This is a genomic window from uncultured Ruegeria sp., assembly GCF_947489545.1.
In the GTDB taxonomy this organism is placed as follows: domain Bacteria; phylum Pseudomonadota; class Alphaproteobacteria; order Rhodobacterales; family Rhodobacteraceae; genus Ruegeria.
Map to the genome: position 1 here is coordinate 58,627 of NZ_CANLDZ010000001.1, position 13,367 is coordinate 71,993.

Genomic DNA, 13,367 nt, shown 5'->3' on the forward strand with positions numbered 1-13,367 from the left:
TTGGACACATCGCATGTCGCGCTAGCTCTCCCATTTCATGAAGCGCTGAGAGTGTCCTCACATGCAGCGAAAGTCGGCGATCTAAAAGGAGCCATTGGTATTGCGAAGACTAAGGTCCGCTAAGCATCCAACGTAGCAAACACTCACAAGTCCCGAATCCAGAACTGCAGCGGCTTCAATGTTTCTCCTTCATCCCCAATATCCTTCCAGGAAAACTGCGCGACGACTCCTGGCAGAGGTTTATATCCTCGCGCCCTCCAGAATGCGTCCAGCGGGCGATGGTTCGCAGGCCGCATTGGGTGATCAGTAGGACGTTCGACACCGCAAAAGGCGCATTTGAGGTAGCCCAGTGCGCGGGCGTGCGCCTCGCGCAGGTCGAAGAATTTGTGGCCTACGCCTTGCCCGCGATAGGTGGGCAACAGGACGGATTCTGCGCAATAGAAGATGTCGTTGATATCCAGTCCGCTGCCGTCGAAGGCAGCCGCGAAGTCATCGGCGTGATCGGCCAGGGGTGCTCCGGTTGATGCGCCAATCAGCGTTTCGCTGTCAAAGGCGCCGACGACGATCGCTTTGTTGCTGTCTCGGTAGGCCTGCAGGTAGTTGCGTTCGTACTCCAGATCGCCGTCATAGAGATAAGGCCAGGCGCGGAACACCTCGATCCGCAGGAGAGCAACGTGGTCCAGCGCCTCGCCCAGCGCGTCGCCCGTCAGGGCGCGAACATCGGTGACCTTAGCCATCAGAGACCTGTTTGGTCCAGTCGGCGAGATTGTAGAAAGTGGTGACGCGAGTGATCTTGCCGTCTTTGAGGTCAAAGAACGATCCGGCGGGCAAGCGGTAGGTCTGGCCGCGCGCCTGTGGCAGGCCTTCGTCGGTTTCCAGATAGGTACCGTTAACAGTGAATTCGGCAGCGGCGCGGGTGCGGTCCTGAGCTTCGAAAATCACGATATCGGTCAGATTTTCGCGATAGCAGCGGTTCATATGGGCGCAGAAGGCGGCAAATTTCTCTTTGCCCACACGGATCTGCCCTTCGTTTACGTGATGGGCCACGTCATCGGACAGACAAGCCAGCATGCCATCGACATCACTGGCATTGAAGGCCTCGAAATAGGTTTTGACGGTCTGGTTCATTCTCACTCCGTTGGTTCGCCCCAGCGGCCTTTCAGATGCTGTACGATCTGATCGCGGGTCTGTCGGTAGTGATGTAACTTCTGTTCGCGGGTCTCGCCCATCCCGGTAGGGTCCATTATTGGCCAATAATCGACATCCAGGTGAAAAATACGGGTCAGTTCCAGCGCTTTTCGTTGGCTGGCGGGGGACAGAGAGACGATCAGATCAAACGAACTGAGGTCGTCGCCCCATTCCTGCATCTCGTCAAACGACCGCGAGCGGTGGCGCGACAGTTCCACCCCCATTTCCTGACAGACCGCGATGCAGAAGCCATCAATCTCGAGATCGTTATGCACGCCTGCGGATTGGACATATGTGCCGGTGCCATAGAATTTCTTCATGATGCCTTCGGCCATCGGGGACCGAACCGAATTGTGATCGCAACAGAACAGGATGGACTGTGGCAACGACTTCACGCGTCAGCCTCCGAAATGCAGCACGCAGATCAGCGTGAACAGACGGCGGGCCGTATCGGTGTCGATACTGGCCTTGCCCTCCAGCCGTTCCTGCAACACCCGGCTGCCTTCGTTATGGATACCGCGCCGCGCCATGTCGATGGTTTCGATCTGACTGGGCGGTAGGGTTTTGACCGCGTCAAAGTAGCTTTCGCAGATCTGAAAATAGTCTTTGACCACCTGTCGAAACGGACCCAACGACAAATGGAATTCCGCCGCTTTTTCGCTTGCTTCCGTCGCGATGTCGAACACCAAACGCTTGTCGCGGATTGATAGCTGCACATGGTAAGGACCATCGGGCACGGCACGGTCGTCCCGCGCGGGCAGCGCAAAGGTGTTGTCTTCCAGCAAGTCAAAGATGGCGACCTTGCGCTCCTGCTCGATCTCGGGGGTCGGCGGGGGCAGGTTTCGGTCGTCCAGTTCGATATGCGTAATTCGGGTCATTTTCGTGCGGTCCATTCAGATCAGAACAGACCTAACCCAAGCGCGCCGAGGGGGCAACGCCGCGATCGGCAACCACCCAAAAGACGTTGCGCGCCTTCAATCGTTCAATCTGTCCAGCCGCGCCTGAACGGACAGCCCGTGCGCCTCGAGGCTTTCGGATTGCGCCAATTTCGCGGCGGCAGGACCAATGATGCGCAAGGCTTGCGGTGTCATCCGGCTGAGCGTGGTCCGCTTTAGAAAATCCATCACGCTGAGCCCGGATGAAAACCGTGCCGACCGCGCCGTTGGCAGCACATGATTGGGGCCACCAACGTAATCGCCAATCGCTTCGGGCGTGTACTGGCCCAGAAAAATTGCACCGGCGTGAATGGTTTTGTCGCAAAGACCCGCCGGGTCGGCTACGCAAAGCTCCAGATGCTCGGGCGCGATGCGATTGGACAGCATCGCTGCCTCGTCCAGATTGCGAACGGTGATGACGGCACCGTAATCGCGCCAGCTGGCACCTGCGATGACACGGCGTTGCAGCGTTTCCAGACGTTTTTCCACCGCCTGCGCCACAGATCGCCCAAAAGCAGCGTCATCAGTGATCAGAATCGACTGAGCGCTTTCGTCATGTTCGGCTTGGCTGAGCAGGTCCAGCGCGATCCAGTCGGGATCATTGTCCTTGTCCGCAATCACCAGGATTTCCGATGGACCAGCGATCATGTCGATGCCGACCTTGCCGAACACCCGCCGTTTCGCCGCTGCAACATAGGCATTGCCCGGACCTGTGATCTTATCCACTGGCGGAATCGTTTCGGTTCCATAGGCCAGTGCGGCAATCGCCTGCGCCCCGCCGATGCGGTAAATCTCATCAACGCCTGACAATTTCGCTGCAAGCAGGACAAGCGGGTTCACCTGCCCGTCCGGGGTTGGCACAGCGATCGCCAAACGCGAAACACCAGCCACCTTGGCAGGGATTGCGTTCATAAGAACAGACGACGGATAAGACGCCAGCCCACCCGGCACATAGAGCCCGGCAGCGGAAACAGCTGACCAACGCCAGCCCAAAGTTGCGCCGGCATCATCCGCCCACTCGCGATCCTCGGGCATTTGTTTTTCGTGATAGGCACGGATGCGATCCGCAGCCAGTTCCAGCGCGACGCGATCTTGTGTCGTGACTGTGACGACCGCGTCGGCAATCTCGGACTTGCTGAAGGCCAGCGTGTCCGGGGTCAGTTCCAGCCGGTCGAACTTCGTGGTCAAGTCGATCACGGCCGCATCGCCCCGGCTGCGTACGTCTTCGATGATTTGCGCAACAACCGCGTCGACGTCGGGGCTCTCTTCGCGCTTGGCAGTTAGCAGCGCTTGAAAGGCGGCCTCGAAATCGGGCGATATGGTCTCAAGGAAAACGGGCATTATCTGTCACTCCGGGCGTTTCAACGGGACATATCGCTGGGATGGGCCAGCCTCAACCCTCAGTCCGTGGGGTGCAGCGATTTGCGCATCGCAAAACACGACAGGTCATTGCGTTCGCTGCACTGACCCGTGGCCACCCATCCGTTCTTCCGATAGAAAACCTGCGCGGTCCGTGTGGCCTCCAGATGGGCCTCGGGATGCCCGGTTGAAGTTATTTCTTGCTCAAGCTGGTTTAGCATAGCCACACCGAGACCGCGACCAGTGTGGTTGGGATCAACGTAAAGTAAAGTGATCTCGTCCATTCGCAGACCACCAACCGCTGCGACCTGTCCGCCATAGTCGGCAACCCAGAGTACAGACCCAGACTGAACCCAATCTCGGAGTGTTTCAGGGGTTTTGTTGGCCGTCCATTCTGCCAGTACCTGCGGATCGTCTTCATGATCCGCAGCGCATAGGCGCGTGATTGAGCGTATAAGCACATCGCTCATTTCAAACACATCAAACACAGTCGCCCGTCGCAGCTCTAACCCGTCGGGCTGCTTGTTGAACGCTTGTGGGATACCGCGCTTGTTTCCCATCTACTCGGGATGATGTGGCGCGTGACCTGACGGGGCTTTGTAAGGGCGGGTCACGTCCTTGAGCGTAGCATCCAGCGCCTCAACCGCTAGCCGGATTGCACCGTCACCTGCCAAGGTCAACAAAACATGACCCGCGCCATCTTCGCCGGGTTCAAAATCGACCGACAACAAAGACAAGATCATGTCCTGATCACTCCGGTCGATGCCCTGACTGGCAACAGACAGAACAGAATCGAACATCAAAACGGCCTGAACCCGCTCGAACGGCCGGTTCCGCCGCGCCGCCGCGTCCCTGTCTTCCCATCGAAAGCGATTCAACAGCAGGGCAAAGCGACGCTGCGATGGCTTCCATGTCATCTCGGTGACCGGAAAGATCGCGTCCTGCGACAGGGTCGATATCACCTGCAGGTCATCGCCATCTTCGGCGCCAAGGTTCAGCGCCGCCTCGCGCCCGTCTTCAAAACTTGCGTCTGTCATTGACCTTTGATCCGTTCAATCTTTGCGCCCACGCCTTCCAGCTTGCGCACCACATGCTCATATCCGCGATCAAGATGATAGACCCGACTGACTGTTGTTTCGCCCTCGGCGGCCAGTCCGGCAAGGATCAACGAGACTGACGCGCGCAGATCCGTCGCCATCACAGGCGCACCTTTCAGACGCTCGACACCCTTCACAGTAGCCGTCCCGCCATGTACCTCGATATCCGCGCCCATACGGACCAGTTCCGGAGCATGCATGAACCGGTTCTCAAAGATACGCTCTTCCAGCACCGAGGTACCCTCGGCTGTACACATCAGCGCCATTATCTGCGCCTGCAGGTCGGTCGGGAAGCCCGGGAAAGGTTCTGTCACTACATCAACCGCAGCCACACGACCATTCTTGCGCGCCACTTTCAGTCCCTTGTCGGTTTCTTCAACACTGACACCCGCCGCATCCAGCTTGGCTGCGAAGGATTCAACCAGCCGCATGCGTCCGCCCAGCAGCTCTACCTCACCACCGCAAATGGCCGGAGCCAGCATATAGGTGCCCAGCTCAATCCGGTCCGTCACTACCTGATGGGTCGCGCCGTGCAGACGGTCGACCCCCTGAATTTCGATCGTCGAAGTCCCCTCGCCCGCAATCTGCGCGCCCATCTTGCGCAGGCATTCGACCAGATCGACAATCTCGGGCTCGCGTGCGGCGTTTTTCAGAACTGTTGTGCCCTTGGCCAGTGTCGCGGCCATGACGATGTTTTCCGTCGCCCCGACCGAGGCAAAGCGCATTTCATGCGCGGCACCTTTCAACCCGCCAGCGGCCTTGGCGTAGAGGTATCCATCCTTCAGTTCAATCTCGGCCCCCAGGGCCTCGAGACCTTCGACGTGTAAATCCATCGGGCGTGCGCCAATCGCACATCCCCCCGGCAGTGACACAACCGCATGCCCAAAGCGCGCCAGCAAAGGACCCAGCACCAGATTTGAGGCGCGCATCTTGCGCACGATTTCGTAGTCGGCCGTCTGACTGGTCAAATCGTGACTGGACATCGCCTGAACCTGGCCATCTTGCAGCGAAGACACCTCGGCCCCCAGCGATTGCAGCAAGGCCGTCATTGTTTTGATGTCACTGAGGCGCGGCGCGTTGGTCAGCGTCAGCGGTTCTTCGCTGAGCAGAGTCGCGGGCATCAGCGTCAGACACGCGTTTTTGGCCCCCGCAATCGGTATCTGACCGTTCAGCGGCCCGTTGCCCGTCACCAGAATCGAATCCATCTGCTCTTATCCCTCGTCTTTGCCGACCTTGTCATCCGAAGTCGCGCGCGCCTTAGCCTGAGCCTTGCGCCGTGCAAGGTTGGCCTTGAGCGAAGCCTTCAGCCTGTCTTCGCGCGTTTCGCCGGATTTGCCGTGTTTTTTAGGTGAAGTTTTATCTGCCATTCCCTTTCTCTACAGGAGGCGAAAAAAACCGTCCAGACACCCTTGCGCCGCGTTTCGTTTAAGTCTAATCACCCGCCCACAGCGCTGCTGTAGCTCAGAGGTAGAGCACTCCCTTGGTAAGGGAGAGGTCGAGAGTTCAATTCTCTCCAGCAGCACCACCTTGCTTTTTAGATTCGCGATTTCCTTCAACAGACTGAAAGGAAAGGCAGAACCGATGACTCCACAGCCCGCCATCAGTTATGGGCTTGAGCCGAAAAAGACTTGGCTCCATATTCCAGTTCCAAATCAGTGTGCTCTAATGAGATAACAGTCTGGCTAAAAAATGAACAATGATCAGATTCAGATGTTGCGCACCAAATGCGCTTCGGTTCAGTTGCTGCTTTCAGAGAGCAGCCCGTTGAACGGTTCATTCGAAGGTGGCAGCGAGGTATCCCTTCGCACAGATGGCTCTATTTTTCCCCATGTGGCAAAACACGAAGAATGGAATTTTGGCGAGACACGGTTTATTCAACAAGCCTGTGTTGAAGGAGAGTATCACCTGATTGATGTCGGTGCGAATGTAGGACTGTATTCGAGACAGGCACTGATCAACTATCCAAACATCAAATCGGCATCGTGTTTCGAGCCGAGCCCGGACAATGTTGAGCACCTAAAGCGAAATCTGAAAGCAATACCAGCTGCATCAGTATTCGACTTCGCCCTGGGCACCTCAGATGGCGAGTTGACGTTTTACATTGATGAAATAAACGGTGGAAATTTCTCCTTTAATGAGAATGCCGTCACTGGGCGAAAACATCATGTGATCAAAGCCCCGGTCAGAAGAATTACAGAGAAATTGCTGGATGAATGCATGGGGCAACTCGCCACCGATCGCCGATTGATATGGAAATCCGATACCCAAGGTCTGGATGAGGTATTGATGAGTGAACTGCCGTTACGGTTCTGGCAACGCGTAGACTTAGCCGTTTTCGAAGGATGGCGGATCCCAAAACCTACCTTTGATACAAATGCCTTCCGCGCAGTTCTCGACTCCTTTGACCACATCTACCTGATAAGAAACAGAGGCAAGGGTTTGGAGCCGATAGATGCATCAAGTTGTATTGAATACCTGTCTGCAACAGATCGGAAATGGGGAGACATTTATATGTCTCGCAGGGAGCTACACTGAGTCAAATGCTCGCGGTAATCAGGGGCTATGGCGACTTCTTAGGATCAAATGTGAAACACCAAGTGATCACCGAAGATCGTATCCCGATCATTGAGCATTTTGAGGTCTGTTCTGATAGCTTGCTCCAAATACATCTGCCTCCAAGCCGGGGTCTTGCCGAAGTTTGAAAAGCCGGAAAGCCCGACCACTGCGCTAGATTCGGGAGGCGCAGATCGGGGCCAATAGCACAGAAGGAAAATGCCCGTTATCCTACCTAACGCGAAAGGCACGATGTTAGTGGTGCTGCCACCAATCTTGACAACGGAACCCGCTGCAAGTTCCTGTTGTATCCCTCCGGCGGCTGGCTCTGTAAGGGCGTGAAGCCAGTTTTAGAGCCAGGCGAGCCTTCGCAATGTTAATCATTATGGCAGCAGCCAACTCACAACGGACATGTTCTGGCAATAATTATGCCAATGTTTGCATGTATCTCTGCTCAACCCTGCCGATGTGTTTACAAGTCCAGTTTTAACGAGGGGGTCTTTCGGCGAGGTGAGTGGGGTGAGCGCAAGACCAGTTACTTGGCAATTCAGTTTTGCTGCTCACCCCGCATTTGTAATCGGAGCCAAGTGGATGGCAAGCACACATTAAAGCGCCCTGCATATCAGTCGATTTTGCTCTTTTGTGCATGCGGCGTTACGCCAAAACTTGAACGATAGACTCGGGAGAAATGTCCGGGGTTCTCGAACCCGCAGGCCATTGCGACCTCGGTGACCGAGGCCTCTGTCTGCAGCAGAAGCTTTTGAGCCCGCTCAAGGCGCATTTCCATAAAATACTTCTTGGGCGACGTGTTCAGATACTTCCCGAACAACCGCTCCAATTGACGGGTGGAAATCCCTAAATGGTCGGCAATGTGCGACGGGGACACCGGCGCGTCGATGCTGTCCTGCATTATATGGATCGCTTTGGCCAAATGTGCGTTTCGCATGCCATTGCGCGATTGCAGGGAAACGCGTTGTTTGGCGGTTGCGTTTCGGACCGCGTTATAAACCATCTGATCGGCGACATCGATTGCCAGCTCTTCGCCATGGTCCTGTTCGATCAGATGCAACATCAGATCCGCCGTCGCGGTCCCACCCGATGCGGTGATGTGTTTTTCGTCAGCAACAAAAACGCTTCGCACCAGATTGACCTCTGGAAAGGCCTCCATGAAAGCATCGTGGTACTCCCAGTGAATCGCCGCCTGCATTCCATCCAGAAACCCTGCCTCGGCCAACAACCAAGCCCCCGAGCATAATGCGCCAATCGATGTACCCCGCGCGCGCTCGCGCCGCAGTGTGGCCAACAACGGACGCGTGACATGGTCGCGCATGTGAATACCTGACAGGACAAACAGCTGGTCACATTTTGACAGCCCGTCGAGACCGGAATGAACCAGCGTGACCGAGCCGTTCGAGCACACCGCGTGTTCGCCATCCTCTGACACAAAAGACCATTCATACAGGTCTTTGCCGCTGACAAGGTTCGCAATGCGCAAAGGCTCAACCGCGCAGGAAAAGGCGAGGTGCGAGAACTCCTCGATCAGGACGAAGGTGATGTGCCCGGTTTGGCGCATGTATGGTACCGATTTACGATTCAGGGCCCAAAAGCCCAGGGTGTTTTCCAGGTCCCCTATGCTGCACGATTTTTTTCTGTATACAAGTTGTATTTATTTCGCATACACATCGGCGAGATGTCGGTCAGATCGCGATTCGACCCGACTGAGCCGCGCAAAGGTCAGGAATGAAAGACGACGCCAAATCACGCAAAGACCGTTTGAGGGATCACCTGAAGGTCTCAATCTTAACTCTAAGCTTGCGGCCCGGCGCAGATCTGGACGAGGCGGATTTGTCTGATGCGTTTGGATTGTCCCGCACCCCCTTACGCGAAGTATTCCGCCAGTTGGCAGGTGAGGGTTACCTGGACCTGCGAACCAACCGCAGCGCCCGCGTGTCCGAGATGTCCTACACCACGCTGCGCGATTTCTTTCTGGCGGCACCGATGATCTATGGCGCGATTTTGCGGTTGGCGGCCCTTAATGCGACGCCCGCGCAGATTGCGGACCTCAAAGCCGAACAGGAGACGTTCAAGGCGGCATTGCGATCCGGGTCTGGCGCGGACCGGGCGCTGGCCAATAATCGTTTTCACGAAGTCACCGGTGAGATGTCGGGCAATGTCTACCTGCTGCCCTCGTTCAACCGGTTGCTGATCGACCATGCCCGGATAGGCATGACATTCTATCGCCCGCAAGGTGCTCAGATGTCTGAAAACCTGTCGGTGGCCAGTCAGCAGCACGAGGCCATCATCGCCGCAATCGAGGCGCGCGATGACGCAGCAGCGGCGCAACTTGCCGAAGATCATTGGAACCTGTCGCGCGATCAGATCGAGCTTTTCGTGATGCCAGACGCACTGGATGTACCGATGGGCGCCCCGCCCCTGTCGAAACCTGCATGAGGACGGAATGAACCCGATATTCAGATTTGAGGGGATCTACACCCCCATCGTAACGCCGTATCACGGGGACGGCAGTGTCAACTGGGACGCCCTGTCCGAGGTAATCGAGTACCTGATTGAAAACGGTGTCCATGGGATGATCTCAGGCGGGTCCACCGGTGAGAACTATGCCCAAACCGTGGTTGAGCGTCTGGAACTGGCCCGGTTCACCTATGATCATCTGCAGGGGCGGTTGCCTTTGGTGGTTGGGACCGGAGCGATGCTGACGCCGGATTCAATCGCACTGGCCGCAGGCGCGCGAGAAATCGGTGCTGATGCGATCTTGTTGGCCAGCCCGCCCTATTCGGTACCAACTGACCGGGAAAACGCCCTGAATGCACTGGCCATCGACAAGGCCGCAGACCTGCCGGTGATGCTGTACAACTATCCGCATCGCACCGGCACAATGATGGGTGAGGAATTCCTTGACCGCGTTGGGCGCAGTCGAAATTTCTGCGGCATCAAGGAAAGCTCGGGCGACATCAATCGGGTGCATCTGCTGGCGCGAGACTATCCGCATATCCAACTGGGCTGCGGCATGGACGATCAAGCCTTGGAGTTCTTTGCTTGGGGCGCACCATTCTGGGTCTGCGGCGGATCGAACTTTCTGCCCGCCGAACATGTGGCGCTGTATCAGGCCTGCGTGATCGAGGGCAACTTTACCAAGGGCCGTCGGATCATGTCTGCGATGATGCCGCTGATGCGGGTGTTGGAACAGGGCGGCAAGTTCATCCAGACGATCAAGCATGGCGTGACCATGAACGGGATCGACGCAGGCGCAATGCGACCTCCGCTGAAAGGCCTGAACAAGGACGACAAGCGCGCGCTGGAACAGGTGACGCGCGTGCTGAAAAAGACAATCGCTGACATCGTGGCTGAAAAATAGGATTGGGGGGGTAAGAGACATGGATCTGCTGACACAGGACGAATACAAATCCATCGCCGCGGGCCTTGAATTGCCGACCGGAGCCTTCATTGACGGGGCGTACCGCCCGGCGATCTCGGGGCAGGTTTTTGAAACGATTAACCCTGCAACCGGCGATAAGCTGGCCGATATCGCATCCTGCGGTGCTGCGGATGTGGATTTCACGGTCGAAAAGGCGCGCGCGGCATTTGACGATGGGCGTTGGTCGAAGTTGCACCCATCTGATCGCAAGGACGTGCTGATCCGGCTGTGCAAACTGATAACCCGCAATGCCCGCGAACTGGCGGTGATGGAGAGCATCGACAGCGGTAAGACCATCTATGACTGCGAGACCGTGGATGTGCCCGAGACCATTCATTGTCTGAAATGGCACGCTGAAGCGATCGACAAGATCTATGATCAGGTTTCGCCTGCAAGCGATGATCATATCGCCATGGTGGTTCGCGAACCCATTGGTGTCGTGGGGCTGGTGCTGCCGTGGAACTTTCCGCTGCTGATGCTGGCCTGGAAAATCGGGCCAGCACTGGCCGCCGGATGTTCCGTCGTGGTGAAACCTGCGACGGAAACCTCGCTAACGGCCCTGCGGGTGGCTGAACTGGCGATGGAAGCGGGCCTGCCGCGCGGCGTATTGAACATCGTGCCAGGTGGCGGCGCTGAGGTGGGCGAACCCATCGGTCGGCATATGGATATCGACATGGTGTCGTTCACTGGCTCGACCGTCACCGGCAAGAGGTTCCTCAGCTATTCGGCGGAAAGCAATGCCAAGGAAGTTGTGCTTGAGATGGGCGGCAAAAACCCGGCCATCGTTATGGAGGATGCAGAGAACCTGGATCGTGTCGCGCAGCATGTGGTGAATGGGGCGTTCTGGAACATGGGCGAAAACTGCTCGGCCTCATCGCGCTTGATCGTCCATAAAGATGTGAAGGCCGAGCTGCTACAACGGATCGCGCACCATACAAAGCAGTGGAATATAGGCGACCCACTGGACCCGGAAACCCGCATGGGCGCGCTGGTCAGCGACGGGCATTACAACAAGGTTTGCGGCTATCTTGAGCAGGCCGAAAACGTGGTGATCGGCGGCAAGGCGGAAAGGGGATTTGTCGAGGCAACGGTGGTCGAAGTACCGAGCAACGACTCCAAGCTTGCGCGCGAAGAGATCTTTGGCCCTGTCTTGTCGGTGATCGAAGTGTCGGGATTTGATGAGGCCACTAAAATCGCGAATGACACTGACTATGGGCTTTGCGCCTCGATCTTCACGGCAAATGCAAAGCGCGCAATCCGTGGGGCCCGTGCGATCCGCGCAGGAACGGTTACGGTCAACAGCTTTGGCGAAGGTGACATCACTACGCCCTTTGGGGGCTACAAACAATCAGGTTTTGGCGGGCGGGACAATTCGCTTCACGCGCACGATCAGTACACCCAGCTGAAAACCATCTGGATCGATCTGGCGGATGATGCGGATGAGGCAGTGGATTGACACGATTCACCGCCAAACGCCTGCCCCGGCAAACCGGTCCAGCAGGGTGGAACGCCATCCTGCCGCCGCAGACGCCACTGACAGAGCTGGACCGGGACCTGACAGCCGATATCACAATTGTCGGCGGTGGGTTTGCGGGGCTTTCAGCGGCACGGCGATTGCATCAACTTGATCCGTCCCTGAAGATTGTCTTGCTAGAGGCGGGTCGCTTTGCCGAGGGGTCTGCCGGTCGCAACTCTGGCTTCATGATTGACCTGCCGCATGATCTGGCATCCGACAATTATGCCGGTGATGGGCTTGACGCGGATCAGGCGACGATCGCCCTGAACCGGCAAGCCATTGCCTTTGCAACCGACATCGCCGCCGAGTGCGAGCTTCCACAGGAAGCGTTCGATCCCTGCGGCAAGTTCAATGCCGCTGCCACACGGGGCGGAGACGCCCATAACCGTGACTTTGCCGCACATCTGAACCGCTTGGGTGAACCGCATACCCTGTATGACCGGCAACAAATGCAACTGATCACGGGCAGCCCGCACTACACCTCAGGCCTATATGCGCCCGGCACGGTCATGATCCAACCTGCCGCCTATACTCGGGCGCTGTCGTCACGTCTGGCCGGACAGGTCAACTTGTTCGAACAGTCGCCCGTCACCGGGTTTGAACAGCAAGGCACCGGATGGTTGGTCAACACACCCAAAGCGCGCGTTGCCACGGGGCGGATCGTTCTGGCCAATAACGGTCATGTCGAAAGCTTTGGATTCTTCCCTAGGCAGTTGATGCATATCTGCTTGTATGCCTCGCTCAGCCAACCCCTAAAAGCGGATCAGATCAAGGCGCTGGGGGGACAACCGCGTTGGGCGGTAACGCCTGCTGATCCGATGGGCACGTCTGTGCGGCGTGTCTCAGGCAGTTACGGTGATCGAATTCTGATCCGAACCTGTTCCAGCTTTCACCCAACGATTGAAACCAGCCAGATGCGCCTGCGCAACGCAGGCTGGGTGCATGATCGCAAGTTCCGTGAACGGTTCCCGAGCCTGCTTGGGGTTCAGATGGAACATCGCTGGGCCGGGATGCTTTGCCTCAGCCGCAATGGCTCTTCGGCGTTCGGAGAACTTGAAACCGGCGTCTATTCCGCTTGTTGCCAGAACGGTCTGGGGATCGCGCGGGGCACCTTACAGGGTATGGGGATTGCAGAGTTGATCCAAAGAGGCGGGTCTGAGATTGCCGATCACTTTCTGGCACAGCCTGACCTGCCGCGACTGCCGCCCGAGCCCTTCGCCTCGCTTGGGGCGAACAGCTATCTGATCTGGAAGGAATGGCGATCCGGCAAAGAGTGAAGCTGC

General features: G+C 57.1%; 15 protein-coding genes and 1 tRNA gene. 6 read left to right on the forward strand and 10 right to left on the reverse strand.

The window, feature by feature from the left end; all coding sequences use genetic code 11:
- Positions 1-143 precede the first annotated feature (143 nt).
- From Q1B13_RS00280 to Q1B13_RS00320, 9 genes are all read right to left on the reverse strand, one after another.
- A complete protein-coding gene (locus Q1B13_RS00280; RefSeq protein WP_298936904.1) occupies positions 144-737 on the reverse strand; it encodes a GNAT family N-acetyltransferase in 594 nt (197 codons plus the stop codon).
- Positions 730-1,128, reverse strand: a complete 399-nt coding sequence (locus Q1B13_RS00285) for a ketosteroid isomerase-related protein (protein ID WP_299076805.1) — start codon at positions 1,126-1,128, stop codon at positions 730-732. The genes Q1B13_RS00280 and Q1B13_RS00285 overlap by 8 nt, the downstream gene beginning before the upstream one ends.
- A gap of 2 nt (positions 1,129-1,130) precedes the next feature.
- Complete coding sequence (locus Q1B13_RS00290) at positions 1,131-1,583, reverse strand: low molecular weight phosphatase family protein (protein ID WP_298936906.1); 453 nt, start codon at positions 1,581-1,583, stop codon at positions 1,131-1,133.
- A 3-nt stretch (positions 1,584-1,586) separates the two neighbouring features.
- Positions 1,587-2,066: a UPF0262 family protein gene (locus Q1B13_RS00295; protein WP_299076808.1), complete on the reverse strand. Its 480-nt coding sequence runs from the start codon at positions 2,064-2,066 to the stop codon at positions 1,587-1,589.
- A gap of 96 nt (positions 2,067-2,162) precedes the next feature.
- Complete coding sequence (hisD, locus tag Q1B13_RS00300; RefSeq protein ID WP_299076810.1) at positions 2,163-3,464, reverse strand: histidinol dehydrogenase; 1,302 nt, start codon at positions 3,462-3,464, stop codon at positions 2,163-2,165.
- Positions 3,465-3,523: 59 nt separating this feature from the next.
- Entirely contained in the window at positions 3,524-4,042 is a 519-nt protein-coding gene (locus Q1B13_RS00305; protein ID WP_299076813.1) for a GNAT family N-acetyltransferase, read from the reverse strand.
- Positions 4,043-4,519: a DUF2948 family protein gene (locus Q1B13_RS00310; protein ID WP_299076816.1), complete on the reverse strand. Its 477-nt coding sequence runs from the start codon at positions 4,517-4,519 to the stop codon at positions 4,043-4,045.
- The gene (gene murA, locus Q1B13_RS00315) at positions 4,516-5,784 is read right to left on the reverse strand and encodes a UDP-N-acetylglucosamine 1-carboxyvinyltransferase (RefSeq protein WP_299076819.1); all 1,269 of its coding nucleotides are present in this window, start codon (positions 5,782-5,784) and stop codon (positions 4,516-4,518) included. The genes Q1B13_RS00310 and murA overlap by 4 nt, the downstream gene beginning before the upstream one ends.
- Positions 5,785-5,790: 6 nt before the next feature.
- Entirely contained in the window at positions 5,791-5,946 is a 156-nt protein-coding gene (locus Q1B13_RS00320; RefSeq protein ID WP_298936911.1) for a hypothetical protein, read from the reverse strand.
- A gap of 83 nt (positions 5,947-6,029) precedes the next feature.
- On the opposite strand from Q1B13_RS00320, the gene Q1B13_RS00325 reads away from it, so the two are divergent.
- Both Q1B13_RS00325 and Q1B13_RS00330 read left to right on the forward strand, forming a co-directional pair.
- Positions 6,030-6,104: transfer RNA gene (locus Q1B13_RS00325), tRNA-Thr, on the forward strand.
- Positions 6,105-6,289: 185 nt separating this feature from the next.
- Positions 6,290-7,114 carry an FkbM family methyltransferase gene (locus Q1B13_RS00330; protein WP_299799550.1) on the forward strand — a complete coding sequence of 275 codons (825 nt, stop codon included), beginning with the start codon at positions 6,290-6,292 and terminating at the stop codon, positions 7,112-7,114.
- A 640-nt stretch (positions 7,115-7,754) separates the two neighbouring features.
- Here Q1B13_RS00330 and Q1B13_RS00335 read toward each other — a convergent pair.
- Positions 7,755-8,705 carry a GlxA family transcriptional regulator gene (locus tag Q1B13_RS00335; RefSeq protein WP_298936913.1) on the reverse strand — a complete coding sequence of 317 codons (951 nt, stop codon included), beginning with the start codon at positions 8,703-8,705 and terminating at the stop codon, positions 7,755-7,757.
- A 167-nt stretch (positions 8,706-8,872) separates the two neighbouring features.
- Between Q1B13_RS00335 and Q1B13_RS00340 the strand changes: the two genes are divergently transcribed.
- From Q1B13_RS00340 to Q1B13_RS00355, 4 genes are read left to right on the forward strand one after another with little or no spacing between them, the layout of a single operon-like run.
- Positions 8,873-9,583, forward strand: coding sequence for a GntR family transcriptional regulator (locus Q1B13_RS00340; protein WP_299076825.1), 711 nt, complete (start codon positions 8,873-8,875; stop codon positions 9,581-9,583).
- Between the two features lie 7 nt (positions 9,584-9,590).
- Positions 9,591-10,508, forward strand: coding sequence for a dihydrodipicolinate synthase family protein (locus tag Q1B13_RS00345; RefSeq protein WP_299076828.1), 918 nt, complete (start codon positions 9,591-9,593; stop codon positions 10,506-10,508).
- Positions 10,509-10,527: 19 nt separating this feature from the next.
- Positions 10,528-12,024 carry an aldehyde dehydrogenase gene (locus tag Q1B13_RS00350; RefSeq protein ID WP_299076831.1) on the forward strand — a complete coding sequence of 499 codons (1,497 nt, stop codon included), beginning with the start codon at positions 10,528-10,530 and terminating at the stop codon, positions 12,022-12,024.
- The gene (locus tag Q1B13_RS00355) at positions 12,021-13,361 is read left to right on the forward strand and encodes an FAD-binding oxidoreductase (protein ID WP_299076834.1); all 1,341 of its coding nucleotides are present in this window, start codon (positions 12,021-12,023) and stop codon (positions 13,359-13,361) included. Before Q1B13_RS00350 ends, Q1B13_RS00355 begins: the two co-directional genes overlap by 4 nt.
- Positions 13,362-13,367 lie beyond the last annotated feature (6 nt).

Excerpts from the sequence above, each read along its gene's own strand:
- Q1B13_RS00280 (WP_298936904.1), bottom strand. The coding sequence starts at position 737 with ATGGCTAAGGTCACCGATGTTCGCGCCCTGACGGGCGACGCGCTGGGC.
- Q1B13_RS00285 (WP_299076805.1), bottom strand. The coding sequence starts at position 1,128 with ATGAACCAGACCGTCAAAACCTATTTCGAGGCCTTCAATGCCAGTGAT.
- Q1B13_RS00295 (WP_299076808.1), bottom strand. The coding sequence starts at position 2,066 with ATGACCCGAATTACGCATATCGAACTGGACGACCGAAACCTGCCCCCG.
- hisD (WP_299076810.1), bottom strand. The coding sequence starts at position 3,464 with ATGCCCGTTTTCCTTGAGACCATATCGCCCGATTTCGAGGCCGCCTTT.
- Q1B13_RS00305 (WP_299076813.1), bottom strand. The coding sequence starts at position 4,042 with ATGGGAAACAAGCGCGGTATCCCACAAGCGTTCAACAAGCAGCCCGAC.
- Q1B13_RS00310 (WP_299076816.1), bottom strand. The coding sequence starts at position 4,519 with ATGACAGACGCAAGTTTTGAAGACGGGCGCGAGGCGGCGCTGAACCTT.
- murA (WP_299076819.1), bottom strand. The coding sequence starts at position 5,784 with ATGGATTCGATTCTGGTGACGGGCAACGGGCCGCTGAACGGTCAGATA.
- Q1B13_RS00320 (WP_298936911.1), bottom strand. The coding sequence starts at position 5,946 with ATGGCAGATAAAACTTCACCTAAAAAACACGGCAAATCCGGCGAAACG.
- Q1B13_RS00330 (WP_299799550.1), top strand. The coding sequence starts at position 6,290 with ATGTTGCGCACCAAATGCGCTTCGGTTCAGTTGCTGCTTTCAGAGAGC.
- Q1B13_RS00335 (WP_298936913.1), bottom strand. The coding sequence starts at position 8,705 with ATGCGCCAAACCGGGCACATCACCTTCGTCCTGATCGAGGAGTTCTCG.
- Q1B13_RS00340 (WP_299076825.1), top strand. The coding sequence starts at position 8,873 with ATGAAAGACGACGCCAAATCACGCAAAGACCGTTTGAGGGATCACCTG.
- Q1B13_RS00345 (WP_299076828.1), top strand. The coding sequence starts at position 9,591 with ATGAACCCGATATTCAGATTTGAGGGGATCTACACCCCCATCGTAACG.
- Q1B13_RS00350 (WP_299076831.1), top strand. The coding sequence starts at position 10,528 with ATGGATCTGCTGACACAGGACGAATACAAATCCATCGCCGCGGGCCTT.